The sequence below is a fragment of the Acidovorax sp. DW039 genome, assembly GCF_037101375.1.
In the GTDB taxonomy this organism is placed as follows: Bacteria; Pseudomonadota; Gammaproteobacteria; order Burkholderiales; family Burkholderiaceae_C; genus Acidovorax.
The window spans coordinates 687,467-710,239 of the sequence record NZ_AP029019.1 but is presented as its reverse complement, the minus strand read 5'-3'; the positions used below and the strand labels follow the sequence as shown (position 1 = coordinate 710,239).

General features: G+C 63.3%; 21 protein-coding genes. 13 read left to right on the top strand and 8 right to left on the bottom strand.

All coding sequences use genetic code 11. The features are described from left to right. Nucleotides 1-21: 21 nt before the first annotated feature. Nucleotides 22-957, top strand: coding sequence for an ATP-binding cassette domain-containing protein (locus AACH87_RS03180; protein ID WP_338797281.1), 936 nt, complete (start codon nucleotides 22-24; stop codon nucleotides 955-957). Between the two features lie 110 nt (nucleotides 958-1,067). Here the strand turns inward: AACH87_RS03180 and purT are convergent, their stop codons facing one another. Then, nucleotides 1,068-2,282 carry a formate-dependent phosphoribosylglycinamide formyltransferase gene (gene purT, locus AACH87_RS03175; RefSeq protein ID WP_338797280.1) on the bottom strand — a complete coding sequence of 405 codons (1,215 nt, stop codon included), beginning with the start codon at nucleotides 2,280-2,282 and terminating at the stop codon, nucleotides 1,068-1,070. Between the two features lie 149 nt (nucleotides 2,283-2,431). Between purT and AACH87_RS03170 the strand changes: the two genes are divergently transcribed. Beyond that, complete coding sequence (locus AACH87_RS03170; protein WP_338797279.1) at nucleotides 2,432-3,259, top strand: ABC transporter permease; 828 nt, start codon at nucleotides 2,432-2,434, stop codon at nucleotides 3,257-3,259. Nucleotides 3,260-3,273: 14 nt separating this feature from the next. Here AACH87_RS03170 and AACH87_RS03165 read toward each other — a convergent pair whose 3' ends face one another. Further along, the gene (locus AACH87_RS03165) at nucleotides 3,274-3,648 is read right to left on the bottom strand and encodes a hypothetical protein (RefSeq protein ID WP_338797278.1); all 375 of its coding nucleotides are present in this window, start codon (nucleotides 3,646-3,648) and stop codon (nucleotides 3,274-3,276) included. Between the two features lie 145 nt (nucleotides 3,649-3,793). Beyond that, nucleotides 3,794-5,392: a GMC family oxidoreductase N-terminal domain-containing protein gene (locus AACH87_RS03160; RefSeq protein ID WP_338797277.1), complete on the bottom strand. Its 1,599-nt coding sequence runs from the start codon at nucleotides 5,390-5,392 to the stop codon at nucleotides 3,794-3,796. A 159-nt stretch (nucleotides 5,393-5,551) separates the two neighbouring features. Between AACH87_RS03160 and AACH87_RS03155 the strand changes: the two genes are divergently transcribed. Next, nucleotides 5,552-6,400: a 3-hydroxybutyryl-CoA dehydrogenase gene (locus AACH87_RS03155; RefSeq protein ID WP_338797276.1), complete on the top strand. Its 849-nt coding sequence runs from the start codon at nucleotides 5,552-5,554 to the stop codon at nucleotides 6,398-6,400. Between the two features lie 42 nt (nucleotides 6,401-6,442). On the opposite strand, the gene AACH87_RS03150 is transcribed toward AACH87_RS03155, so the two are convergent. Both AACH87_RS03150 and AACH87_RS03145 read right to left on the bottom strand, forming a co-directional pair. Next, nucleotides 6,443-7,915, bottom strand: a complete 1,473-nt coding sequence (locus AACH87_RS03150; RefSeq protein WP_338797275.1) for an ATP-binding protein — start codon at nucleotides 7,913-7,915, stop codon at nucleotides 6,443-6,445. After that, entirely contained in the window at nucleotides 7,899-8,597 is a 699-nt protein-coding gene (locus AACH87_RS03145; RefSeq protein ID WP_338797274.1) for a response regulator transcription factor, read from the bottom strand. The genes AACH87_RS03150 and AACH87_RS03145 overlap by 17 nt, the downstream gene beginning before the upstream one ends. A gap of 146 nt (nucleotides 8,598-8,743) precedes the next feature. Between AACH87_RS03145 and AACH87_RS03140 the strand changes: the two genes are divergently transcribed. The 4 genes from AACH87_RS03140 (at nucleotide 8,744) to AACH87_RS03125 (ending at nucleotide 11,856) form a co-directional block, all read left to right on the top strand. Next, nucleotides 8,744-9,166, top strand: a complete 423-nt coding sequence (locus tag AACH87_RS03140) for a tripartite tricarboxylate transporter TctB family protein (RefSeq protein WP_338797273.1) — start codon at nucleotides 8,744-8,746, stop codon at nucleotides 9,164-9,166. 1 nt (nucleotide 9,167) lies between these two features. Continuing rightward, complete coding sequence (locus AACH87_RS03135) at nucleotides 9,168-10,694, top strand: tripartite tricarboxylate transporter permease (RefSeq protein ID WP_338797272.1); 1,527 nt, start codon at nucleotides 9,168-9,170, stop codon at nucleotides 10,692-10,694. A gap of 201 nt (nucleotides 10,695-10,895) precedes the next feature. Then, entirely contained in the window at nucleotides 10,896-11,360 is a 465-nt protein-coding gene (locus AACH87_RS03130) for a MarR family transcriptional regulator (RefSeq protein WP_338797271.1), read from the top strand. A gap of 79 nt (nucleotides 11,361-11,439) precedes the next feature. Beyond that, nucleotides 11,440-11,856: an organic hydroperoxide resistance protein gene (locus tag AACH87_RS03125; protein WP_338797270.1), complete on the top strand. Its 417-nt coding sequence runs from the start codon at nucleotides 11,440-11,442 to the stop codon at nucleotides 11,854-11,856. 46 nt (nucleotides 11,857-11,902) lie between these two features. On the opposite strand, the gene AACH87_RS03120 is transcribed toward AACH87_RS03125, so the two are convergent. Next, complete coding sequence (locus AACH87_RS03120) at nucleotides 11,903-12,373, bottom strand: potassium channel family protein (protein WP_338797268.1); 471 nt, start codon at nucleotides 12,371-12,373, stop codon at nucleotides 11,903-11,905. A 223-nt stretch (nucleotides 12,374-12,596) separates the two neighbouring features. Here AACH87_RS03120 and AACH87_RS03115 point away from each other — a divergent pair, with 223 nt between their 5' ends. The 5 genes from AACH87_RS03115 to AACH87_RS03095 all read left to right on the top strand — a co-directional run bounded on the left by AACH87_RS03115 (nucleotide 12,597) and on the right by AACH87_RS03095 (nucleotide 18,340). Continuing rightward, nucleotides 12,597-13,367 carry a metallophosphoesterase family protein gene (locus AACH87_RS03115; RefSeq protein WP_338797267.1) on the top strand — a complete coding sequence of 257 codons (771 nt, stop codon included), beginning with the start codon at nucleotides 12,597-12,599 and terminating at the stop codon, nucleotides 13,365-13,367. Beyond that, on the top strand, nucleotides 13,364-14,830 hold the full coding sequence (locus tag AACH87_RS03110) for a bifunctional serine/threonine-protein kinase/universal stress protein (protein WP_338797266.1): 1,467 nt from the start codon (nucleotides 13,364-13,366) through the stop codon (nucleotides 14,828-14,830). The genes AACH87_RS03115 and AACH87_RS03110 overlap by 4 nt, the downstream gene beginning before the upstream one ends. A 131-nt stretch (nucleotides 14,831-14,961) precedes the next feature. Then, nucleotides 14,962-16,068, top strand: coding sequence for a DUF2855 family protein (locus tag AACH87_RS03105; RefSeq protein WP_338797265.1), 1,107 nt, complete (start codon nucleotides 14,962-14,964; stop codon nucleotides 16,066-16,068). Between the two features lie 166 nt (nucleotides 16,069-16,234). Next, nucleotides 16,235-17,287: a serine/threonine protein kinase gene (locus AACH87_RS03100; RefSeq protein ID WP_338797264.1), complete on the top strand. Its 1,053-nt coding sequence runs from the start codon at nucleotides 16,235-16,237 to the stop codon at nucleotides 17,285-17,287. Between the two features lie 267 nt (nucleotides 17,288-17,554). Then, nucleotides 17,555-18,340: a response regulator transcription factor gene (locus tag AACH87_RS03095; protein WP_338797263.1), complete on the top strand. Its 786-nt coding sequence runs from the start codon at nucleotides 17,555-17,557 to the stop codon at nucleotides 18,338-18,340. Here the strand turns inward: AACH87_RS03095 and AACH87_RS03090 are convergent. Both AACH87_RS03090 and xrtH read right to left on the bottom strand, forming a co-directional pair. Next, nucleotides 18,274-18,888 (bottom strand): exosortase H-associated membrane protein, encoded by a 615-nt coding sequence (locus tag AACH87_RS03090; protein WP_338797262.1) that lies wholly within the window; start codon nucleotides 18,886-18,888, stop codon nucleotides 18,274-18,276. The two genes, AACH87_RS03095 and AACH87_RS03090, sit on opposite strands and share 67 nt — an antisense overlap. Nucleotides 18,889-18,910: 22 nt before the next feature. Next, nucleotides 18,911-19,420, bottom strand: coding sequence for an exosortase H (xrtH, locus tag AACH87_RS03085; protein WP_338797261.1), 510 nt, complete (start codon nucleotides 19,418-19,420; stop codon nucleotides 18,911-18,913). Nucleotides 19,421-19,794: 374 nt separating this feature from the next. Here xrtH and AACH87_RS03080 point away from each other — a divergent pair, with 374 nt between their 5' ends. Then, the gene (locus AACH87_RS03080) at nucleotides 19,795-22,734 is read left to right on the top strand and encodes an ATP-binding protein (RefSeq protein WP_338797260.1); all 2,940 of its coding nucleotides are present in this window, start codon (nucleotides 19,795-19,797) and stop codon (nucleotides 22,732-22,734) included. The last annotated feature ends 39 nt before the right edge of the window (nucleotides 22,735-22,773 follow it).

The following is a 22,773-nucleotide window of genomic DNA, read 5'->3' as shown; positions in this document are numbered from 1 at the left end:
AGACCGCGCCACAATGGAGCCATGAGCGCACTGTTTGCTGTCCAGCATCTCCACAAGCAATACGCAGGCACCCCCGTGGTGCAGGATGTATCGTTTTCCATTGCCCCGGGGGAATGCCTGGGCGTGATCGGCCCCAACGGCGCGGGCAAGACCACCACCATCCGCATGTGCCTGGGGCTCACGGCCCCCGACAGCGGCGAGGTGCTGTTCTACCCGCAGGGGGCTACCGAGCCCCTGCACATGCCGCACGACGCGCTGGCCATCAAGGCCGAACTGGGCGTGGTCACGCAGTTCGACACACTGGACCCGGACTTCACCTGCGCCGAAAACCTGCGCGTGTTCGGCCGCTACTTCGGGCTCAAAGGTGCGGTGATGGAGAGCAGAGTGCCGCAGTTGCTCGAATTTGCCGCGCTGACACACAAGGCCGATGCCAAGCCCGGCGAACTCTCAGGGGGGATGAAGCGGCGGCTGTCCCTGGCCCGTGCGCTCGTCAACCAGCCGCGCCTGCTCTTGCTGGACGAGCCCACCACCGGCCTGGACCCCCAAGCCCGCCACCTGATGTGGGAGCGCCTGCAACTGCTGCTGCAGCAGGGCACCTCCATCCTGCTGACCACCCATTTCATGGACGAAGCCGAGCGCCTGTGCTCGCGCCTGCTGGTGCTGGACCACGGCAAGAAAATTGCCGAAGGCAAGCCCCGCGAGTTGATCGCCGAGCACCTGGAGAGCGATGTGGTGGAAGTCTTTGGCGTGGGCGCTGTCCCCCTGGCCCAAGACCCTGCCCTGCGCCCCCTTGCAGCGCGGGTGGAGGTGAGCGGCGAAACCGTGTTCTTCTACACCCAGCAAGCCCAACCCCTGCTGCAGGCGCTGGGCCAGCACGCCCACCTGCGCACACTGCACCGCCCCGCCAATCTGGAAGACCTGTTCCTCAAGCTGACGGGGCGGCAGATCCGGGAGTGAAGAGATTCGCGGCCACGCGTTTCAAGTGGCTATACAAACGCTCCTGAAAACATAGCTGCCTGCGCTTAATGGATAAGCGCTGGCAGCCCATTTGACTCAGAACCTCAACATCAGGCCTTGCGCGGCTTGACTTTGCCAGCGGCCAGCTTGGCGTTGCTGCGCGCTGTCTCCACCTCGGCGGCCCGCGCCAGGGCCACGCCCATGCGGCGCTTGGCAAAGCTTTCGGGTTTGCCAAACAGGCGCAGGTCGGTGCCGGGCACGCGCAAGGCTTCATCCACGCCGTCAAACACAATGCCCTGGGCTTCCAGGCCGCCATAGATCACGGCGCTGGCGCCGGGGTTGCGCAGGCTGGTGTCCACGGGCAGGCCCAGGATGGCGCGGGCGTGCAGCTCGAACTCGCTCTGGTGCTGGGTGCACAGCGTGACCAGGCCTGTGTCGTGCGGGCGGGGGCTGACTTCGCTGAACCAGACCTGCTCGCCCTTCACAAACAACTCCACGCCAAAGAGCCCCTGGCCGCCGAGGTTGTCGGTCACGGCCTTGGCGATCTGGCGCGATTTTTCCAGCGCGGCGGGGTGCATGGGGTGCGGCTGCCAGCTTTCCACATAGTCGCCACTCACCTGCACGTGGCCGATGGGGTCGCAAAAGCTGGTGACGATCTGACCATCGGCACCGACCGAGCGCACGGTGAGCTGGGTGATCTCGTAATCAAAGTCGATGAAGCCTTCCACGATGACGCGGCCGTGGCTCACGCGGCCACCGGCCATGGCGTAGTCCCAGGCCTTCTTCACATCCTCCGGGCCGTCGATCTTGCTCTGGCCCTTGCCCGAGCTGCTCATCACGGGCTTGACGATGCAGGGGTAGCCCACCCCTTTCCCATTCCCGGCATCAATCGCCGCCTGCAGCTCTTCGAGCGAATTGCAGAACTTGTAGGGGCTGGTGGGCAGGCCCAGCGTTTCGGCGGCCAGCACGCGGATGCCTTCGCGGTCCATGGTCAGGCGGGCGGCACGGGCGGTGGGGATGACGCGCACCACGCCCGCAGCCTCCAGCTCTTCCAGCATGGGGGTGGCAATGGCTTCAATCTCGGGCACCACCAGATGGGGGCGCTCGGCTTCGATCAGCGCCTTGAGCTGGGCTGGGTCGCTCATGGTGATGGTGCGCGCGTGGTGGGCCACCTGCTGGCCGGGGGCGTTGTCGTAGCGGTCTACGGCAATGGTCTCCACGCCCAGGCGCTGCAGTGCGATCAAAACCTCCTTGCCCAGCTCTCCCGAGCCCAGGAGCATGACTTTGGTGGCGTGGGGAGACAGAGGGGTTCCGAGCGTGGTCATGGAATGCGCTTTCGTACTTGCGTTGAACAGAAGGGGCAGAAGCCAGAATTGTGCCCGCAGTGCTAGGTCCTGCCTTCAAGGCGCATTGAACTTTCAACCTGCAAAATGGAGCCATGCCGCACACACCACCCTCTGCATCCGCTGCCACCATGGCACACCGATCGCCTGCCACGCCCTCCGTATGGCGTCCGCCCCAGATCAGCCGTCGCTGGTGGCCTGTGTTTCTGCGCAACCTGCTGGTGTGGCGCAAGCTGGCCATTCCCAGCCTGGTGGGCAATATTGCAGAGCCGCTGATGTGGCTGGTGGCCTTTGGCTACGGCATGGGTGCGCTGGTGGGGCAGGTGAGCGTGGGCGCAGCAGGCGGAGATGCCAAGGTGCCCTACATCCTGTTTCTGGCCAGCGGCTCCATCTGCATGAGCGCGATGAACGCGGCCAGCTTTGAGGCGCTGTACTCGGCCTTCTCGCGCATGCATGTGCAAAAGACGTGGGACGGCATCATGAATGCACCTGTGACGCTGGACGATGTGGTGCTGGCCGAAATGCTGTGGGCCGCGTTCAAGGCGCTGTTCACCGTCACGGCCATCCTGGGGGTGATGCTGGCCCTGGGCATCAGCCACAGCCCCAAGCTGCTGGTGGCCTGGCCGGTGCTGCTGGGCGTAGGGATCATGTTTTCCAGCATTGCGCTCATCTTCAATGCGCTGGCCAAGGGGTATGACTTTTTCACGTACTACTTCACGCTGGTGCTCACGCCCATGATGTTTTTGTCGGGGGTGTTCTTCCCACGCGAGCAATTGCCGCCGGTGGTTCGCGCTATCTCCGACTGGTTGCCATTGACCAACGCGGTGGAGCTGGTGCGCCCGCTGTTCATGGACCAGTGGCCCGCGCACCCGCTGCGGCATGGGCTGGTGCTGGTGGTGACCACGGGCGTGGCGTTCTGGGTGGCCCTGGCGCTGACGCGCAGGCGCTTCAAGGGCTGAACGCCAGAATGCCCTCAACGGGGCTGTGACATCGCCTGTACGTCCAGCCCGTCAGCCCCGCGCGGCCAGCCGCGGGCCTGCATGCGGTCTTCGGCCAAGCGCATGAGCTGCAGGGCCACCGGGGCACCCAGCTCGTTGCAGTAGCGGGAAATCATTCGGTAGCGCAGCACCAGCAGGCCACGCAGTTCGCAGCGCTGGCGCCCCTGCCGGGTGGGTGAAGGGGTTGCATCAGGCGCATGCTGCAACCATTGGTCCAGCTGGCCTGCCTGGTCCAGCTGCGCACCCAGCGCCAGGGCCAGGGTGGCGATGCGCTCATCCAGGCTTTCCAGCGTGCCCTCCAGTCTGAGTACGTATTGGGCAAGGGCGGGCTGAGCGGGGTCGGTGTACATGGTTCTCCGGTGCCGTGGAAGCAAAGGCTGTCACAGCAAAACAAGGGTAAACCCTTAATCGGATTGTGACCCACCCCATAGCACGCCCAACACAGCCATGCACCACGGATTGACGCAGATCAATCCCGCATGCGCTTTCCCCGCATCAATGCCCGGGCCACGCTGCGCGCAGCAAAGTCACCGCCTTCTCGGCAATCATCACCGTGGGTGCATTGGTGTTACCGCTGACGATGCGGGGCATGACCGACGCATCCACCACCCGCAGGCCGTGCACTCCATGCACTCGCAACTGCGCATCCACCACATCCATGGGGCCCGGACCCATGCGGCACGAGCCCACGGGGTGGTAGATGGTGTCCGCCAGATTGCGCACCAGGCTCTCCAGATCGGCCTGCGTCTGTGCTGCGGCCGATGCAGGCAACTCCTTGGCCCCCAAGGCAGCCAGTGCCGGCTGTTGCAGGATGTCGCGCATGCGGCGCACGCCCGCCACCAGTCGGCGCACATCGTCGGGATCAGCCAGGAAGTTGGGGTCTATCAACGGCGGCGCCAACGGGTCAGCGCTCGCCAGCTCCACCTTGCCCCGGCTGCGAGGTTGCAGCAGACACACATGGGATGAATAACCATGCCCCAGCGCGGTGCGACGCCCATGGTCTACCAGTTTGCCAATGACAAAGTGCAGCTGCAGATCTGGCGCAGACTCAGAGGGCCCACTGCGAATGAAGCCCCCGGCCTCGGCAAAGTTGGTGGTGAGCAGGCCTGTTCGCGACTTGCGCCACTCCATCACCGCACGGGCCACACGGGCCATGCCTTGCAAGGAGGTACCGAACAGGTCCTTCAGGTGGGGCGCGTCGTACAGCAGCACCACATCAGGATGGTCGTGCAGGTGGCGCCCCACACCCGGCAAGTCGTGCAACACCGCAATTCCGTGCTGCTGCAGATGGTGCCCGGGGCCAATGCCTGAAAGCATCAACAACTGGGGCGACAACAGTGCACCTGCGCTGAGCAGGACCTCGCGCTGCGCACGGACCTGCTGCAGCTGGCCTCCCACCCGGTATTCCACCCCCACCGCCCGTCGCCCCTCCATCAGGATGCGGGTGACATGTGCGCCGGTAACCAGCTGCAGATTGGGGCGCCCCAGGTGCGGCGTGAGATAGGCCTTGGCAGTGCTGTGGCGTTCACCGTTCTTGTGGGTCACCTGGTAGAGCCCCACACCTTCCTGCTGCGCACCATTGAAGTCGTCGTTGTGCGGATAACCTGCCTGCACTGCGGCCTGAACAAATGCCTGACTGATCCGATGCGGCGACCGCAGATCTGCCACATTAAAAGGGCCGCCGCGGCCATGCAAAGGCTCGCCCAGACGCTCGTTGTTTTCTGCCTGAAGGAAATACGGCAGCACATCGCTCCAACCCCAGCCGGGGTTGCCTTGCGCCGCCCAGTAGTCGTAGTCTGCGGGCTGGCCGCGCACGTACACCATGGCGTTGACCGAGCTGGAGCCCCCCAGCACCTTGCCACGGGGCTGGTAGCCCTGCCGTCCGTTCAGGCCCGGCTGCGCAACCGTGTTCAGCCGCCAGCTGTTCAACTCCAGCCGCGCCATGGCAGCCAAACCTGCAGGGCAATGCACCAGCACGCTGCTGTCTTTGGGTCCCGCCTCCAGCAGGCACACCCGCACCTGCGGATCCTCGGTCAGTCGACCCGCCAGCACGGCGCCTGCAGAGCCGCCCCCCACCACGATGTAGTCCCACATATGCATCCCTCTCATCCACCCAGCCATCCATCGGCTGCCGCACGTTAACCGAACGCCCGTGCTTTTTACTCAGGAACTTACCCGAATGCGATAGGGGTCGGCATGCATCACCGCTTACCATGGAGCCGTCTGTTTCACTTTGGAAGAAGGCTGTTTTTTATGACGATTCAAACGGTAGGCATCATTGGTGCAGGCACCATGGGCAACGGCATTGCACAGGCATGCGCAGTGTCCGGAATTCAGGTGGTGATGGTGGACATCTCTGAAGCCGCAGTGCAAAAGGGCCTGGCCACGGTGGCGGGCAGCCTGGACCGCCTCATCAAGAAGGAGAAGATCACCAGTGCAGACAAGGACGCTGCGCTGGCACGCATCAAGACTTCGACCCAGTACGAAGACCTCAAGGCGGCACAGCTGGTGATTGAGGCCGCAACGGAAAACTACGAACTCAAGCTCAAGATCCTCAAGCAGGTGGACGCCCTGGTGGCCCCTGAGGTGATCATCGCCTCCAACACCTCCTCCATCTCCATCACCAAACTGGGAGCAGCCACCAGCCGGGCCGACAAGTTCATTGGCATGCATTTCTTCAACCCCGTGCCGATGATGGCGCTGGTGGAGATCATCCGCGGCCTGCAGACCTCTGACGCCACGCACGATGCCGTGAAGGCACTGGCCGAGGCACTGGGCAAGAGCCCCATCACCGTCAAGAATGCCCCCGGTTTTGTGGTGAACCGCATCCTGGTGCCCATGATCAACGAAGCGTTCTTCGTTCTGGCGGAGGGGCTGGCCACCCCCGAGGACATTGACGCAGGCATGAAGCTTGGCTGCAACCAGCCCATCGGCCCCCTGGCACTGGCCGACATGATTGGCCTGGATGTGTGCCTGGCCGTGATGGAGGTGTACCTGAACGAGTTTGGCGACAGCAAGTACCGCCCCTGCCCCCTGCTCAAGGAAATGGTGGCTGCCGGTCGCCTGGGCCGCAAGACCGGTCAGGGCGTTTACAGCTACTGAAGCATCGGCGGACCAGGGACCGCAGAACGGAGGGTGCCGGACTCAGCGCCCTCCTGATCCGCCTGATCCGGTGAAACCCGTGTGGACAGGGCCTTCGGTGGAGCCCACCAGTGGCAGCCACACGGTAGCCACCAGGCCCTGGCCAGGGGTTTCAAGGGTCAGGTGTCCGCCCAACAGCTGGGCGTAACGGGTGACGATGGCAAGCCCCAAGCCCACGCCCAGCCCAGGGCTCTGCTCTGCCTGGGCCCAGCGCTGCTGCAGTTGCTGCACAAGCGCTGCGTCCACCCCGGGGCCGTTGTCCGTCACCCTGAGGGCTACCTGATCTTCCACCCTCTGCAGGGCAACTGTGACGCAAGGGGCAGCGGCTTTGCCGTAGCGCAGTGCGTTGTCCAGCAGATTGCCCAGAATGCCTTCCACCAGCCCTGCATTGGCACGCACCAGCAGCGGCTGATCCAGCCCTTCCGCGCCCAGGTCCACCCCCATGGCGTCGGCCTTTCGCATGAAGCGCAGAACCACATCGCGCACCAGCACATTCAGCGCCAGGGTCTCCGTGCGCAAGGCAATGTCACCCTCCGCCGCCCGCGCAAGAGCCAGCAGCTGATCGACCGTACGGCTGGCTCGCAACTCGGCCTGGGCAATGCCTTCCAGTTCCTGCCGCCACACGGCCGGGTCGTCCTGCGCGAGGGCATGCGCAGCCTGCGCCCGGATGCCCGCGAGCGGCGTGCGCAGCTCATGCGCCACATTGCCCGCAAATTCACGCTGGGCACGCAGGGCATCGCGCAAGCGGGCCAGCAGCCCATCCAGCGCCTCGCCCAGGCGTTGAACGTCTGTGGTGCTGGCCTGCCGGGTAAGCTGCTGCGGCAAAGGCTGCAGATCCGCGGCATCGCGCCGCTCCACGGCGTCCTGCAGGTCTGCCAGAGGGCGCAGATCACGTTCAATGCCCCGCAGCAGGCGAGACCCCAGGGCCACCAGCAACCATAGCTGGGCCAAGCCTGAATACACCAGCAGTCGCTGCAACAACTGGGTGCGGCTTTCCATGGGCTGCGCCACGACCACCGTGAACGAAGGCGGGCCAGAAATATGCAGGCTGACGCGACGCCATTCGCGCCCGTCCCGCTCCAGGGTGGCAAACGCTTGCGACTTGCCGCGCCGCAAGGGGTCTGAACCCAGTGCACCGTCTCCGGCCACCACGCTGCCGTCCGGAGCCAGAATCGTGAAGGGCACCGAAGCGTTCTTGTCCAGCAGCAGGATACCGACCTCCCTCTCCGAGAGACCCAGCGCCAAGGGCTCGCCATGGAGCCCGCCCGTCACGTGGGATGCCAGGCCGTGCGCGTCGTCCAGCAAGGCCCGGTCGAAAGCCTCGGCTACAAAATGATTGCCCACCGCCAGCACCACTGCGCTGCCCAGCCCCCAGACCAGCAGCAGCGACAGGAGTACATGGCGACCAATGCGCTGGCGCAGGGCCTGCGACGGCCCCTGCGCACCCCGGAAGACGCTGTCAGGCCACAGGGGCATCTTCTTCCAGCACGTAGCCGAGCCCGCGCAGCGTGCGTATGGCGGCTCCACTGCCTTGCAATTTGCGGCGAAGGCGTGACACGAAAGCCTCCAGGGCGTTGTCACCCAGCGCCTCACTGGCGTCAGAGAGGCGTTGTGACAGCTCGCTCTTGCTGAGCACCCGCCCCGGTGGGGTCATCAGCTCCCACAGCAGTTCGAACTCACGCGCAGGCAACTCCAGCGGCTGCTGTGCCACGTGGCAGCGACGGGCCACCCGGTCGAGCACCAGCTGCCCTACGGTGACCATGTCACCCGTACCGGTGGCTCGGCGTACCAGGGCGCGCAGGCGGGCCTCCACCTCCTTGAGTTCATAGGGTTTGCCCAGATAGTCGTCGGCCCCTGCGTCCAGGCCCGCAATCCGCTCTTCCGTGCTGTCGCGCGCGCTGAGGATGAGAACCGGTGTCCGGTCCCCACGGGCACGGGCCATTCGCAGCGTGGTGAGGCCACTGCCCAGGCCGCTGCGCCCGCCCGTGGCGTGGGGCAGGTTCAGGTCCAGCAGCACCGCATCAAACGACTGCACAGCCCACCAGTGCTGCGCCTCTTCCACCGACTGCGCCCACTCCACGCGGTGCCCCGCCTTTTCGAGCCCCTGGCCCATGGTTCTCGCCAGAACCAGATCGTCTTCAACCAACAGGATACGCATCGCTTTACGTGGAATTACGAATGATCAAGGTCAGGTCGCGATCAGGTTCGATGGGAATAGTGCACAGGGCCAGCATACCGCAGACATCGGGGCGGTCCTGGCATGCCCCCGGTGCCTTTCACCGGGCATTCAAGGAGACATGTTTCATGAACGATCGCAACCTCATACGGGGCTTTGTCCTCATGGCGTTGGCGGTGGGTTTCGGCCTGCCGTCCATCGGGTATTCACTGGGTTCACTGGGCAGAGCCGGGCCAGGCCTCTTTCCCTTCATCGTGAGCTGCATGCTGTTCGTGATCGGGGTGATCACCGTGGTGCGTGCACGGCTGGTCAAACCGGTGCCCATGAATTTTCAGGTGCGCAACATCAGCATCATCCTCGCCAGCCTGTGCGGCTTTGCTCTGCTGTCGCACTACATCAACATGATCGTCGGCATCGTGTTCATGGTGTTCTGCTCCGGGTTTGCCAGCACCAGCTATTCGGTGTCGCGCAATCTGAAGATCGCCGCCGTGCTGTTACTCATCGCACTGGCATTTCAGAAACTTCTTGGCGTGAACCTGCCGCTGTACTGACATGGAAGTCCTCAACAACCTCGCGTTCGGCTTCAGCCACGCGCTCACACTGCACAACCTGATGTACTGTGCCATCGGCTGCACAGTGGGCACTTTGGTGGGTTTGCTCCCCGGCCTGGGCCCGCTGGCCACCATCAGCCTTTTGCTGCCGCTGACTTACTCCATCGACACCACAGGCGCGCTGATCATGCTCGCCGGCATTTACTACGGCGCGCAATACGGAGACAGCGTGAGCGCCATCACCATGAAAATTCCGCATGCGAGCAGCATCGTGGCCTGTATCGACGGGTACGCGATGACGCTCAAGGGGAAGACGGGGCTGGCGCTTTTCACGGCGGGTTTTTCCAGCTTCATCGGTGGGACGGTGGCCATCGTGGTGCTGGCCTTCCTGGCGCCCAGCCTGGGCGAGGTGGCTTTTCTGTTCGGCCCGGCCGACTACTGCGCGCTCATGCTGGTGGGTTTTGTGTGCGTGAGCTTTGTGACCACGGGCAGTCTCATCAATGGCCTGGCCATGTGCCTGATCGGTGTGCTGCTGGGCTCCGTGGGTACTGATGTGAACAGCGGCACGGCACGCTTCACCTTTGACCTGCCCTTTCTGGCCGACGGCGTGGGCATTGTCAGCATTGCGCTGGGCTGCTTCGGCATTGCAGAGATCACCAAAAACCTGGACTCGCGCGAGGAGCGCTCGCCCTTCAACGGCAAGATCAAGCTCATTCCCACTTGGCCCGAGTTCAAGCGCATCATCCCCAGCGCATTGCGCGGCAGTGTGGTGGGCTCCTTCCTGGGCATCCTGCCCGGCGGCGGTCCCGTGATTGCACAGTTTGCGGCTTACGCCTTGGACAAGAAGGTGAGCAAATACCGCCACGAGATCGGCTCTGGCTGCATCGAAGGCGTGGCAGGCCAGGCGGCCGCTGACGAAGCTGCTGCACGCACCAGCTTCATTCCGCTCATGAGCATTGGCATCCCCGAGAACGCCGTGATGGCGCTGATGATGGCGGCCTTCATCATCAAGGGCATCCAGCCCGGCCCCAACATGATTGCCGGGCACCCCGAGCTGTTCTGGGGGCTGGTGGCCAGTATGTGGATTGGCAACTGCTTCTTGCTGACACTGAACGTGCCGCTGGTGCGCTACTGGCTGTCGGTCTTCAAGGTGCCCTACAACGTGCTGTTCCCGGCCATTCTGTTCTTTTGCTGCATCGGCACTTACAGCATCAACAACAACCTTGACGATGTGTTCATCACCGTGGTGTTCGGCCTGCTGGGCTACCTGTTCATGCGGCTGGAGATGGACCCGTCGCCGCTGATGCTGGGCTTCATCCTGGGCCCCATGCTGGAAGAGAACTTCCGCCGCAGCATGCTGCTCAGCCGTGGCAGTTTTGAAGTCTTCGTCAACCGCCCCATCAGCGGCAGCTTGCTGGGCCTGATTGCTGTGTTCGTGCTGTGGCAGACCGTGGCGTTTTTCCGCAAGCGAAACAAGGCCTTGCCTCCGCAGGAGGCGGGAGCGACCCCGTTGGCACAACCGCATTGAGCCTATTGCGCTGAAGCGGCAAGACGCAACGCGCCACTCCACAAACCCCGCCTGGCACACAGGCGGGGTTTTTTTATGGCTCCACAGAATAGCGGCTGGAAAGGTATCTGCGTCAGTGCCAGCCCACCAGAACCCACTTTACAGAAATGGTTTTCATCAATTAAATTGCACACAATTTAATTACCAACAATAATTCGTCCCATGCCCAGCCCACAGCACCCCGCCAACACACAGACTCCCCCGTTGCTCCAACTGGACAACCAGGTGTGCTTTGCCCTGTATTCCGCCTCGCTGGCGATGACCAAGCTGTACAAGCCCCTGCTGGAATCCATTGGGCTGACCTACCCCCAATATCTCGTCATGCTCGTACTCTGGGAGCAGGATGGCCTTACCGTATCCGAACTGGGTGAGCGCCTGTACCTGGATTCCGGCACGCTGACACCGCTGCTCAAGCGCCTGGAGACTGGCGGTAACCTTCGCCGCGAAAGGGACGCCGAAGATGAGCGCAGGGTGCGCATCAGCCTCACCGAGGCAGGCAGGGCACTGCGTGACAAGGCAGAGGCTATTCCCCCTTGCGTGCTGGAAAGCAGCCAGTGCACCTTGCCTGAGCTGGTCGCACTCACCGGCCAGCTCAAGACCCTGCGCGACAGGCTGAACCAGCGCTGAAGGCTGCCCCGGCACCAAGGCACCGTATCGATTCTACCCACCGTCCCGCACTGCGGGCATTTACCTGAAGGAAGACACCATGGCCAAGCTCGATCAAGTTCTCTACACAGCCAACGCCCACACCACCGGCGGCCGTGATGGCGCATCCCGCACCGATGACGGTCGTCTGGATGTGAAGCTGTCCTCGCCCGGCTCCTCAGGCACAGGCACCAACCCTGAGCAACTGTTTGCCGCAGGCTACTCGGCCTGCTTCATTGGAGCCATGAAGGCTGTGGCTGGCATGCAGAAGATCAGCCTGCCCGCTGACCTGTTCATCGACGCCAGCGTGGACCTCGGCAAAGTGGGCCAGGGCTACGGCATTGCGGCCCGCCTGAACGTGAGCCTGCCTGGCATGGACCGCGCGGCAGCTCAGGCTTTGGTAGACGCAGCCCACCAAGTCTGCCCCTACTCCAACGCCACACGCGGCAATATCGATGTGACGATCACCCTGATCTAAATCTCAGAGTCTCAGTCATCTCATCGTGAAAAGGCCTGCTACACCCTCAAGGGTGGGCAGGCCCTTTTTCTTCCTCATTGGGATGCGCGGCCCAAGTCGGGGCATCCACATGCCTGAGCGCACGCACCTCCGCTCGCAGTTCACGCACTTCCCTGCGCAGCAACGACAGCTCATTCATCAGATCGGCCTCGATCTGGCTCTCCTCAGCCTCCACGTCCTTCTCCACAAAAATGGCCGCAAGAGACGCCGTGGCCAGAGACAACACCGCCAGCCCCAGCAGCACCACAACCACCGAGAACGCGCGCGACGCATGGGTGCTGGGCACCAGATCGCCGTAGCCCACGGTCGCGGCCGTGGTGAACGCCAGCCACAGGCCATCCGTGAAGGTATCGACACGGGGGTCCAGCATCCAGAACCCCACGCCGCCCAACCCCAGAATGAGACCGCACAACACCAGCGAGTAGATGACCCCGCGGCGGGCAATGTAGATTTTCTGGGAAGTACGCTTCTGGGGCATGGAGTGAAAGGCGGATTGGGTGGACGCCTGCGCAACCGCTAACGATGGCCGAGCAGTACGGCTTTTATTATGTGCAGCTCACCCCTCAGCGGGCTGACAAATGGCAGGCCAATGACGCCTGCCCCTCCACTTCTCGCCAAACCGCAACACCCTTGGGATAAACAGCAGGGGCAACCCCTTGAGGCTGGGGCATGATGTGGGAACCTGTTCCAAGGAGGCTCGCATGAAGTTGGCGTTGCTTTCAGACATTCATTCCAACCGCCAGGCCCTGGATGCCTGCCTGCAGCACGCCCGCAGCCAAGGGGCTGAACACTTTGCTTTTCTCGGTGACCTGGTGGGATACGGAGCCGACCCCGCGTACGTGGTGGAACAGGTCATGGCACTGGCCGCAGCGGGCCATTCTGTGATCCGGGGCAACCACGATGCGTTTGCGGTGGACCCGCCCATGGGTGCAGACAAAGGCGCTGGCAGTATTGCCGCGCACGGGGCCTTGTGGACCCATGAACAGCTCAAGCCCGAACAGCAACTGTTTCTGGCCAGCCTTCCGTTGACGCTGGAGGTGGGCGGTGTGCTCATCTCGCACGCCAGTGCAGATGCGCCAGAGAACTGGCGCTATGTAGACAACGAAATGGTGGCAGCGCAGTGCCTGGAAGCAACCCGGCAGCACCCAGGGGTACAGCATGTGTTCTGTGGCCATGTGCACCTGCAAACGCTGTATTACCGGGGCACAGGCAGGGGGTTGATGCGCTTTCACCCGATGGCGGGTGTGTCAGTCCCCGTCCCACCGCATCGGCAATGGGTGGCTACCGTAGGGTCTGTGGGCCAGCCCCGCGATGGTGACCCCAGAGCCATGTATGCCCTGCTGGACACGGACCGCTGGCAACTGCGCTTTGAAAGGGTGGCGTATCCGGTGGCCGAGGCAGTTGCTGCCATTCTGGCCACGGGCGGCGCGCTACCCCTGGCCTTTGCACACAGGCTGGAGGTGGGGCGATGAAGCTGCTGGAACCTGGTGCCGAGGTGGATGGCTTTGTGGTGCAGGAGTGCATTCACGCCGGGGGGATGGCGCACATTTACCGTGTGGCCTATGCCAGCGGTGCCGCAGACCCCGGTTTTCCCATGGCGATGAAGATCCCGCGCATGACGGCAGGCGACGGAGCCGAAAACATTGTGGGCTTTGAGGTGGAGCTGCAGATCCTCCCGGCGCTGACCGGGCCCCATGTGCCCCGCTTCGTGGCCGCGGGAGATCTGCACCGCATGCCCTATCTGGTGATGGAATATGTGACGGGCCACACCCTGCAGCACTGGCTTGACGATGCCAGCCAACCTCTCGATGAGGGGCTGATGGCACGCCTGGGCGCAGCCATGGCGCATGCCGTGCACAGCCTGCACCAGCAAAACGCCTGCCATCTGGACCTGAAGCCCGGCAACGTGCTTTTCACGAACGAAGACCACGCGGTACTGCTGGACTTTGGCCTTTCGTGCCACGCCCACTACCCCGACCTGCTGGCCGAAGAGCAGCGCAAGGCGGTAGGCTCCCCGGCCTGGATGGCGCCTGAACAGGTGGTGGGTGTGCGGGGTGATCCGCGCAGCGACATCTTTGCCATTGGCGTCATGCTGTACGAGTTGGCTACTGGCGAGCTGCCGTTTGGTGCCCCCACCACAGCGGGCGGCCTGCGCCAGCGGCTGTGGATGGTGCCGACGCCACCGCGCAAGCACCGGCCCGCGCTAGCACCGTGGTTGCAGGAAATCATCCTGCGCTGCCTGGAACCCACGGCCGCACAGCGCTACCCGTCCGCAGCCCATTTGGCGCTGGATTTGTCCAACCCCACCCAGGTGCGGGTAACCGAGCGCGGCAGGCGCGTCGAGGGCGCCTCTCTGGGCACGCAGGTCAAACGCTGGCTGAAGGCCGCAGGCATGCACTACCAGCCCAGCCCCCTGCCCTCGCGCCAGATTGAGGAGACTCCGATCGTGATGGTGGCCGTGCCCCACGCTGACGTGACCGACTCCACGCTGTATTCGCTGCGCGAGGCGGTAGCCCGATCCCTGGGCATCCGGCCCGGAGCGCGGCTGGCCTGCGTGACCGTGATTTCACCATCGGCCAGCAGCACCAGCGACAGCACGCGCAGCGAAACCGCACTGCATCGCCAGCATCTGGCCCGCCTGCGCCAATGGGCGCAGCCGCTGGACCTGACGGAACACCCTGTCAGCTACCACGTGCTGGAGGCCAGCGATGTGGCGCACGCCCTCGTCCGGTATGCCGAAGGCAACCATGTGAGCATGATGATCCTGGGGGCGGCCACGCATGGACTGCAAACGCAGCGCTTCATTGCCACGGTGCCCATGCGGGTGGCGCGGGATGCGCCCTGTACCGTGATTCTGGTCAAGCAGTCGCTTCCATTTGCCAGGTTAGGAGGCGCCAGTGCAGCGGACGCCGCTTCGCCCACGTTGCCCACCTGAGCCGCTTGCCAAAGCGGGAAGCCAGGTGGAATGGCGTTGCAATGGCAGTTCGATGGCAATACGAATGACCCGTGTCGCCAAGGCGGCGTTGGGGGATTGAGCATGGGCCGCATTTGCATTAGCGTCACGGCATGAGCACATCCACCCCAGTCAGCACCACCCTGCTGGTACGCCAGCGCCAACTCGCGGACACCACCCTTCGCACGGCCGCCGCCGCGCCGCTGGAGGAAGGACAAATCCGGGTGCAGGTGGACCGTTTTGCCCTGACCTCCAACAACATCACCTACGCTGCCATGGGCGACATGCTGCACTACTGGCAGTTCTTCCCCTCCGGCGAGGAAGGCTGGGGGGTAATTCCGGTGTGGGGGTTCGGCACCGTGCAGGCATCGCGGCATGCCGATATTCCGGTGGGCGAGCATTTGTATGGGTTCTGGCCCATGGCTACCCATGCCGTGCTGACGCCCCAACGCGTCAATGCAGCAGGATTCAGCGACGCCGCTCCCCACCGTGCACCGCTGCACGCGGTGTACAACCACTATCTGCGCACCCAGGCGGACCCGTTCTACCAACCCTTCAACGAAGACATCCAGGCACTGTTGCGACCGCTGTTTGTCACTTCCTGGCTGATTGACGACTTTTTGGCCGACCAGCAGTTCTTTGGGGCAGACACCGTGCTGCTATCCAGCGCCTCCAGCAAGACTGCGTATGGCACCGCGTTTGCGCTGGCACAGCGCCCGGGCATTCAGGTTATCGGGCTGACTTCGGCGGCGAACCGCGCTTTCTGCGAAAGCCTGGGCTGCTACCACAGGGTGCTGGCCTATGAGGAGCTAACGCAACTTCCGGCACGCGCTCCGTGTGTGTACGTGGACTTCGCTGGCAGCGTGGGCCTGAGAGAGCGCGTCCACCGCCACTTCAGCGCATTGGCTTACAGCTGCGCCGTCGGTGCAAGCCATGTGCAGGATCTGGGAGGTGCAGGCGACTTGCCGGGGCCACGCCCCACCATGTTCTTTGCCCCCGCCCAGGTCAAAAAGCGCCACACCGACTGGGGTGCGCAAGGGTTGAACGAACGCCTGGTCCATGCGTGGGACCAGTTCAGCCATGCAGTGCAGGCCCCGCTCCAGCCATGGCTGGTGGTGCAACACCATCAGGGGCGCGCAGCCACACAGGCGGTGTATCAACAGGTGCTGGGCGGCCAGGGCAGCCCGCGCATAGGGCATATCGCCAGTCTGCTGGCTTGAAAAGCCCATTGCTCGCCTCGCCAGGCTGCGGCTGACCATTGGGCACCTTGGCTCCGCCTTGCCTTTTGCAGGCATGTCAGCGGCGGGCATTTGGCAACGCCCAACCTCGCCGGTTGCGGTGTGAACGGTCGGGAGCCTGCGAGCCGGTAGCGACGACAATCGGTGGATGCACGCAGACCACCACGACGCCCACCCTCGCGCCCAAAGCCCTCATCCGTTCTCGGCACTGACACCCGACATCGTGCTGGACGCTTTGGCCAGCGTGGGACTGTACGGAGACGGGCGGCTTCTGGCCCTCTCTTCCTACGAGAACCGCGTCTATCAAATCTGGCTCGAGGACGGGGAACGCGTCGTCGCAAAGTTTTACCGCCCGGAGCGATGGAGCACCGCACAGATTCTGGAAGAGCATGCCTTTGCGGCAGAGCTGATGCAGGCCGAAGTCCCCGCCGTTGGCCCACTCGTTCGGGAAGGCAGCACCCTGCACCACCACGCAGGCTTTGCCTTTTCCGTCAGCCCCTGGCGCGGTGGCCGTGGACCAGAGCTGGACGATTTTGAGGTGCTGGAGTGGATTGGCCGATTTCTGGCCCGCATCCACACCGTGGGTGCGGCCCAGCCGTTCGAGCACCGCCCTGCGCTGGATGTCCAGACTTTCGGGATCGATGCACGCGACTGGTTGCTGACACAGCAGGTCATCCCGCTGGACATGCAGTCCGCGTGGAAGGATGCCTGCGACAAAGCTATAGAAATCATAGCTGGTAGCGCTTTATCCATGAGCGCTGGCAACTCATTCAGCCTGATTCAGGCACGCCAGATCCGGCTGCATGGAGATTGCCACCCGGGCAACATTCTTTGGACGCCTGTCGAGCGGCCGGGTGGTGGTCCGCACTTCGTGGACCTGGACGACGCCCGGATGGGCCCCGCAGTGCAGGACCTGTGGATGCTGCTGTCAGGTGACCGCAGCCAGAGAACGCAGCAGCTTGGCGCGCTGCTGGAAGGGTATGAACAGTTCCGCAGCTTTGACAGACGCGAACTTGCGTTGATCGAGCCCCTGCGGACACTGCGCCTCATCCACTACAGCGCCTGGCTTGCACGGCGCTGGCAAGACCCGATCTTTCCGGTGAACTTCCCCTGGTTCGGCAGCAGTGATTACTGGCGGGGTCAGGTCGACATGCTGCACGAGCAGATCGAGGCCATGGGTGAAGAGCCCCTGTATGCCTGAGCGGACCCTAGGGTCCCTCGCCGCGGATCGGGGCGCGAACCCGATAAAACAACATATTTATCATTGATAGCAAAAATTGATTTGCCAATTTTTGCAAAATATTTACAATGACACCTAAATGATACGGAAAGCCGCTGCGCCACAGTGGCTACCGGGCCCGGAGATTGCAAACGATTGTCAGGAAACGATTGTTCTGCAGGTTCCGCGGCACGATTCCTGTATTGCCCCTGTGACCTTTGAAGTGCGCTCCCGCGCTGACCACAAGCCATGCGAATAGCCGCCCTCGACGACGACCCGATCCTGCTGGACCTGATCAAGGCCACTACAGAGCATCATGGACATATATGCCACACCTACCAGACGGGTGCCCACCTGCTGCGGGACATACGCCACGAGACGTTTGACCTGTTGATCGTGGACTGGCATCTGCCGGACATGGAAGGCCCGGAAGTGGTGTCTGCAGTTCGCCAGACCGCAGGCAGGCAACTGCCCATCCTGTTCGTGACCCGCCGCAGGGAAGAGCAGGACGTCATCGAAGCGCTGTCCTGTGGAGCAGACGACTTCATGACCAAGCCTTTGCGGATGGGTGAGCTGATCGCCCGGGCTACGGCCTTGCTGCGCCGCGCCTACCCCCTGGCCATGGCAGGCAACCTCGAGTTTGGGCCTTACAGGTTTGATCCGGACAAACGCGCACTGCTCTTCAATGGCGTCCCGATCGAGCTGAAGAACCGTGAGTACGAACTGGCGCTTTTCATGTTCCGCAACACGGGCCGCCTGCTCTCCCGAGCCCACTTGCGCGAAGTCGTATGGGGCGAGACCAACGAAGCCCCGTCACGCTCGCTGGACACCCACGTCTCGCGCCTGCGCAGCAAGCTCGAACTCAACCCCTCCAACGGCTACGTCGTCAGCGCCATCTATGGCATGGGCTACCGGCTGGACACGGTGGACCCAAATGCGCCCGCCTCGCACAGGCAGGAAGACGGCACTCACGGAGAGGGCGTAGCGGAGGCAGAGGGCCGCCAGGCAGGCACGACCACCTTGGCAACAAACTGACGGTCCAGCCACAGCCAGACTAGCACCGGGATCAAGGTTGGCACCACCAGGGAGCCAACCTGGTACCCGTAGACCAATGCCTCCAGCTGCCACGGGTCAATGCGCAACAGCTTCACATCAAGCTGTGCCGTCAGCACCAACTGCATCAGGGTGTACAGGGTCAGGCTGAAAGCCTGGGCTGGCAGCAGCACGAGATAGCCGATGGCTGCACGCGCCAGCCGCCTGGGGCCTCGGGCAGCCAGCAGCAAGGCCAGAAAGATAGGCAGGCCATAGGCGTAGCGGGCGGGGCTCACGTCGATCGTGAACTCTGCCTTGCGCCCTCCGGCTGAAGGCACAGGAATCGCCACGCGCGTATCCACATCCATCACGCCAGGGCGAAGGTGTACTTCTCGCACCCACATCGGCGCCCCCTGCTCCAGGGCCATGCTGGACAGGATGCCCACGGGATACGAAGTCCAGGCAGAAACCTGGGTCCACAACGCAGTCAGGGCCAGCATCCAGCCGAACGCTGACATGACGAAGATGGCAAACGGAGAAGGACGTCGCATGGTCATCACATCCCTTCGCCCATCAGGCCGCAGCTTCTTGAGTCGGCGCTGCAACGGCTTTGTTGCCCGCCCGCACCCACAGCAGCCACACGATCAGCACGTCCAGCATGATGAGGGCCTGCCAGAGGTATTCATGCGCAAAATTGAAAATCTGGGTATTCCACTGTCCCAGGTAGAACAGGCTGATGACGCGCACGATATTGAGGGCCTGGACAGCCGCAAAACCCACCAGCAAACCGACCAGCTTGTGCCGCCAGGACGAGGGGAACGCCACAATGGCGGCGAACAGGACGATGCAGGCCTCAATGCCATTGCACCCTGGCTCAATCGACACCCCAAAACCTGTCACCGTGTTCCACAGCACCTTGCCAGCGGCGGCTGCAGTGCTGTCAAACCAGGTCACAAGCCCGGCACACATGCGCGCCAGGAGCATGGTCCAGGGCAGCACAACGTGTTGCTGCACAACGCCCAGCATGTTGATACCGAAAAGGCTCAGTTGCAGGGCCAGAAATGTGAGAAAGAAACGTGCCATGAAACACCGGGGATGAAGAGGGAAATCCGGGCATCGGGAGCAGGATGGAGAGACGGCGCGCCCATTGCGAGGTGCGGATTATCAAACCATCCTTCTGGATTGGCACGAAATACTTGGCATGTCCACACGCACATCCCTATACGCACCCGCAGCCCCTTGCGCTCACAATCATTGACTTTTTCAATGGCACGGCCATCACGGAGCAGACGATTCAGCGGCCTACACTGGGCTTTAGAGGGCGGATGCTACCCATGCTCGCGACCCGGTAAACGCCAGACAATATCGCTCCTGGCCTTTGCCCAGGCAAAGTGCCGTGCAGCGTTTTCCCTTCTCAGCCACTTCATCGCCATCAGTCTCCCCTTCCCCGTGCTCCCATGATCCGCAGACGGCTTTTCTCCAACCTCCCTTTGGCGGCAAAGATCATCTTGCTGGTCGGGCTGATGGGTCTGGTGTCCATGGGAATCGTGGCCTATGCCATGCTGAGCATGCGGCAGCTGGATGCCCAGTACCGCACACTGATCACGCTGGAGTCCGAGCTGGCCTATCGCTTTGGCAGCGCCGGGATGCTGCTAAGCGAGGCGCAGCGGCTGATGTACACCGCGCTGGATGACTCGCCCGGCCCCGAAGTGCCCAACGCCACACCGGCGGACCAGCGACTGCGCAGCCTGCAGCGGGACTTTGAGAACGAGCTCTCCAGCCTCGCACAGCACATGCCGTACAAGGGGCGGGATCTGATGGCGCTCAGGGTCCGCTCGCAGGAAGTGTTTGGTGCGGGGCTGCAGGCATTGCAGGCACTCAAGGAAGCCCAGCCGCCCGACGCGGCGGGGGCTCAGGGCGGGTACCAGAACTTTGAGTCCACCGTGCTGCAACTCAAGCATGAACTCGATGAACTGCGCAGCCGATCACACGCCGAGTTCCGGGCATTGATCGACCAGCAAAACCGCTCTACTGCCGATACGCTCTGGTCCATGGGTCTGGCGGTCGCGGCAGCTCTCGGTCTGGTGCTGCTGCTGTCAGGGTACGTGGCCCATACCCAGATTGCCCGCCCCCTCTCCCAGCTGGTGCGCGTCATGAAGCGCCTCACGGCCCGGCAGTATGGGGACAAGATCCCCTTCACCCGCCGCCGCGATGAGGTGGGCACCATGGCCCGAGCCCTGCAGATTTTCAAGACCACCATGCAGCGCGCCGACAAGCTCAGCGTGCAGGTGCAGCGCAGCGAAGAAGCACGCAAGCTCTCCGAGCAACTGGTGGATCTGACCAGCGCCATCCCTGGTGTGGTGTTCCAGCTCCACCTGCAAACCTCCGGTGAGTGCCGGTTTCTGTTTGTGAGCGACAAGGCGGCTGAAATGCCCGGTCTGCAGGTACTGTCGTTGCTGCGCACCGGCGGATCGGTGGGCAAGGCTTACGCTGTGCCCCAAAAGGTACAGGAGCGTATCCATGACCTGTTCATAAACCGATTGCACACCCAGGCCGGTCTGGACTTCGACACAGAAGTCCTGCACGAAGGCTCCACCCGCTGGCTGCATACGTCGGCCACCGCCCGGAAGCTGGAGGACGGCAGCGCAATATTCCATGGCGTATGGATGGATGTGACGGAGCGCAAGCTGCAAACCCGCGCCATGGTGCAAGCGAAGGAGACTGCGGAACGGGCAGCGCAAGAACGGGCCCGTTTCCTGGCCGTGATGAGCCACGAAATCCGCACGCCCCTGAATGCGATTCTGGGGATGGCGCAACTGGCGCTCAAAGATGAGTTGCCTCCACCCCAACGCGAGCGCATCGAACAAATGCATCGCGCGGGCCGCCACCTGCTGGGCATCCTGACCGACATCCTCGACTTCTCCAAGATCGACGGCGGTCACCTGGAGCTGGAACACCAGAGCTTTGCGCTCTCCCCCTTGCTGGCCACCTTCATGGACCTGCTCAGCCCCAAGGCGCTGGCCAAGGGCCTGCACCTTCGCCTGGAAGTGGCAGACGATGTGCCGGAACAGCTGGTGGGCGATGCGCAGCGCCTGTCGCAAATCCTGATCAACTATGTGCACAACGCCATCAAATTCACCAGCCAGGGCGAAGTGGTGGTGAGCCTGAGCGTGATGCGGCAGGAGGAAGACGACACCGAAGACCGCGTCACCCTGCGTGGCTCGGTCAGAGACACCGGCATCGGCATCGCACCAGAGCAGATCGAAGGGCTGTTTGAGCCTTTCCGGCAGGCAGACAGCTCCATCACTCGCCGCTTTGGCGGCACAGGGCTGGGCCTGGTCATTGCGCGTCAACTGGCCCGGGCCATGGGGGGCGATACGGGGGTGGAAAGCAAGCTGCACGAAGGCAGCACCTTCTGGTTCACGGTTCAGCTTCACAGGGCTCCCGCCAGCGCCTGGGGCTACGAGGTGCTGACACAGCCCATGCCGCTGGAGGCAGCCCCCCTCCCGCCATCGCCTGACATGCGAGTGCTGGTGGTGGATGACAACGACGTCAACCTGCAGGTCGCCAAAGGCTTGCTGGAGGCTGGCGGTCTGATAGTCGATGCGGCCCACAACGGCGCGCAGGCCGTGAACATGCTGACCCAGGCCAGCGACCATACTTATGCTGCGGTGCTGATGGATATGCAGATGCCGGTGATGGACGGCATGACCGCCACGCGCATGCTGCGGTCCATGCCACGCTTTGAAGCCTTGCCCATCATTGCCATGACAGCGAATGCAACATCTGCCGATGTGGAGCGCACCCGGGCCTGCGGCATGAACGACCACATTGCCAAGCCCCTGCTGGAAGCCCCCTTGTGGCACACCTTGTCGCGCTGGCTGGCACAAACGCCTGCAGCCCCCCCACCCCCTGCGCTTGCCGCCCCGGCCACGCAAGCTACCGCTACACCTGCGGCGTCCCATCCAACGCTCACGCCTTCTGCTCCACTTCCCGAGCCTCCACCTCCGCCATCGCCCGGGGCAGAACGGGTGTTTGAAGCAGAGTCACTGCAAGACCTTCAGGCCAGCATTCCGCCCGCCCGGCTCATTCCCTTGATCACGCAGTTTGTGCAGGATTGCGAACGCCGGGTGCAACGCATTACACAGGCAGCGCACGGCAGGCAGTGGGAAACCTTGCGCAGGGAAGCCCATGACCTGGGTGGCACTGCGGGGAGCTTTGGCCTGGGCACCTTGGGCGAGCTGACCCACCCGATGGAGCTGGCTGCGAAATCGGAAGATGCGGCCACCATTGACCGTTGCCTGCCCCAACTGCAAGAGCTGGCGCGCCTGGGACTGGAGCAACTGAACGCCCACGCCCGCGGGCTGGAGCAGCCACCGGACCGCCCTGCGCCCTGACGCACTGCAGTGCGGCTCAGGCTATGCTCGGCGCAGCAT

Coding starts and splice junctions, on each gene's coding strand:
- AACH87_RS03165 (WP_338797278.1), bottom strand. CDS start 3,648: ATGTACACCGACCCCGCTCAGCCCGCCCTTGCCCAATACGTACTCAGA.
- AACH87_RS03125 (WP_338797270.1), top strand. CDS start 11,440: ATGGCCAAGCTCGATCAAGTTCTCTACACAGCCAACGCCCACACCACC.
- AACH87_RS03130 (WP_338797271.1), top strand. CDS start 10,896: ATGCCCAGCCCACAGCACCCCGCCAACACACAGACTCCCCCGTTGCTC.
- AACH87_RS03155 (WP_338797276.1), top strand. CDS start 5,552: ATGACGATTCAAACGGTAGGCATCATTGGTGCAGGCACCATGGGCAAC.
- AACH87_RS03170 (WP_338797279.1), top strand. CDS start 2,432: ATGGCACACCGATCGCCTGCCACGCCCTCCGTATGGCGTCCGCCCCAG.
- AACH87_RS03145 (WP_338797274.1), bottom strand. CDS start 8,597: ATGCGTATCCTGTTGGTTGAAGACGATCTGGTTCTGGCGAGAACCATG.
- AACH87_RS03140 (WP_338797273.1), top strand. CDS start 8,744: ATGAACGATCGCAACCTCATACGGGGCTTTGTCCTCATGGCGTTGGCG.
- AACH87_RS03090 (WP_338797262.1), bottom strand. CDS start 18,888: ATGCGACGTCCTTCTCCGTTTGCCATCTTCGTCATGTCAGCGTTCGGC.
- AACH87_RS03120 (WP_338797268.1), bottom strand. CDS start 12,373: ATGCCCCAGAAGCGTACTTCCCAGAAAATCTACATTGCCCGCCGCGGG.
- purT (WP_338797280.1), bottom strand. CDS start 2,282: ATGACCACGCTCGGAACCCCTCTGTCTCCCCACGCCACCAAAGTCATG.
- xrtH (WP_338797261.1), bottom strand. CDS start 19,420: ATGGCACGTTTCTTTCTCACATTTCTGGCCCTGCAACTGAGCCTTTTC.
- AACH87_RS03135 (WP_338797272.1), top strand. CDS start 9,168: ATGGAAGTCCTCAACAACCTCGCGTTCGGCTTCAGCCACGCGCTCACA.
- AACH87_RS03160 (WP_338797277.1), bottom strand. CDS start 5,392: ATGTGGGACTACATCGTGGTGGGGGGCGGCTCTGCAGGCGCCGTGCTG.
- AACH87_RS03080 (WP_338797260.1), top strand. CDS start 19,795: ATGATCCGCAGACGGCTTTTCTCCAACCTCCCTTTGGCGGCAAAGATC.
- AACH87_RS03110 (WP_338797266.1), top strand. CDS start 13,364: ATGAAGCTGCTGGAACCTGGTGCCGAGGTGGATGGCTTTGTGGTGCAG.
- AACH87_RS03115 (WP_338797267.1), top strand. CDS start 12,597: ATGAAGTTGGCGTTGCTTTCAGACATTCATTCCAACCGCCAGGCCCTG.
- AACH87_RS03100 (WP_338797264.1), top strand. CDS start 16,235: ATGCACGCAGACCACCACGACGCCCACCCTCGCGCCCAAAGCCCTCAT.
- AACH87_RS03150 (WP_338797275.1), bottom strand. CDS start 7,915: ATGCCCCTGTGGCCTGACAGCGTCTTCCGGGGTGCGCAGGGGCCGTCG.
- AACH87_RS03095 (WP_338797263.1), top strand. CDS start 17,555: ATGCGAATAGCCGCCCTCGACGACGACCCGATCCTGCTGGACCTGATC.
- AACH87_RS03105 (WP_338797265.1), top strand. CDS start 14,962: ATGAGCACATCCACCCCAGTCAGCACCACCCTGCTGGTACGCCAGCGC.
- AACH87_RS03180 (WP_338797281.1), top strand. CDS start 22: ATGAGCGCACTGTTTGCTGTCCAGCATCTCCACAAGCAATACGCAGGC.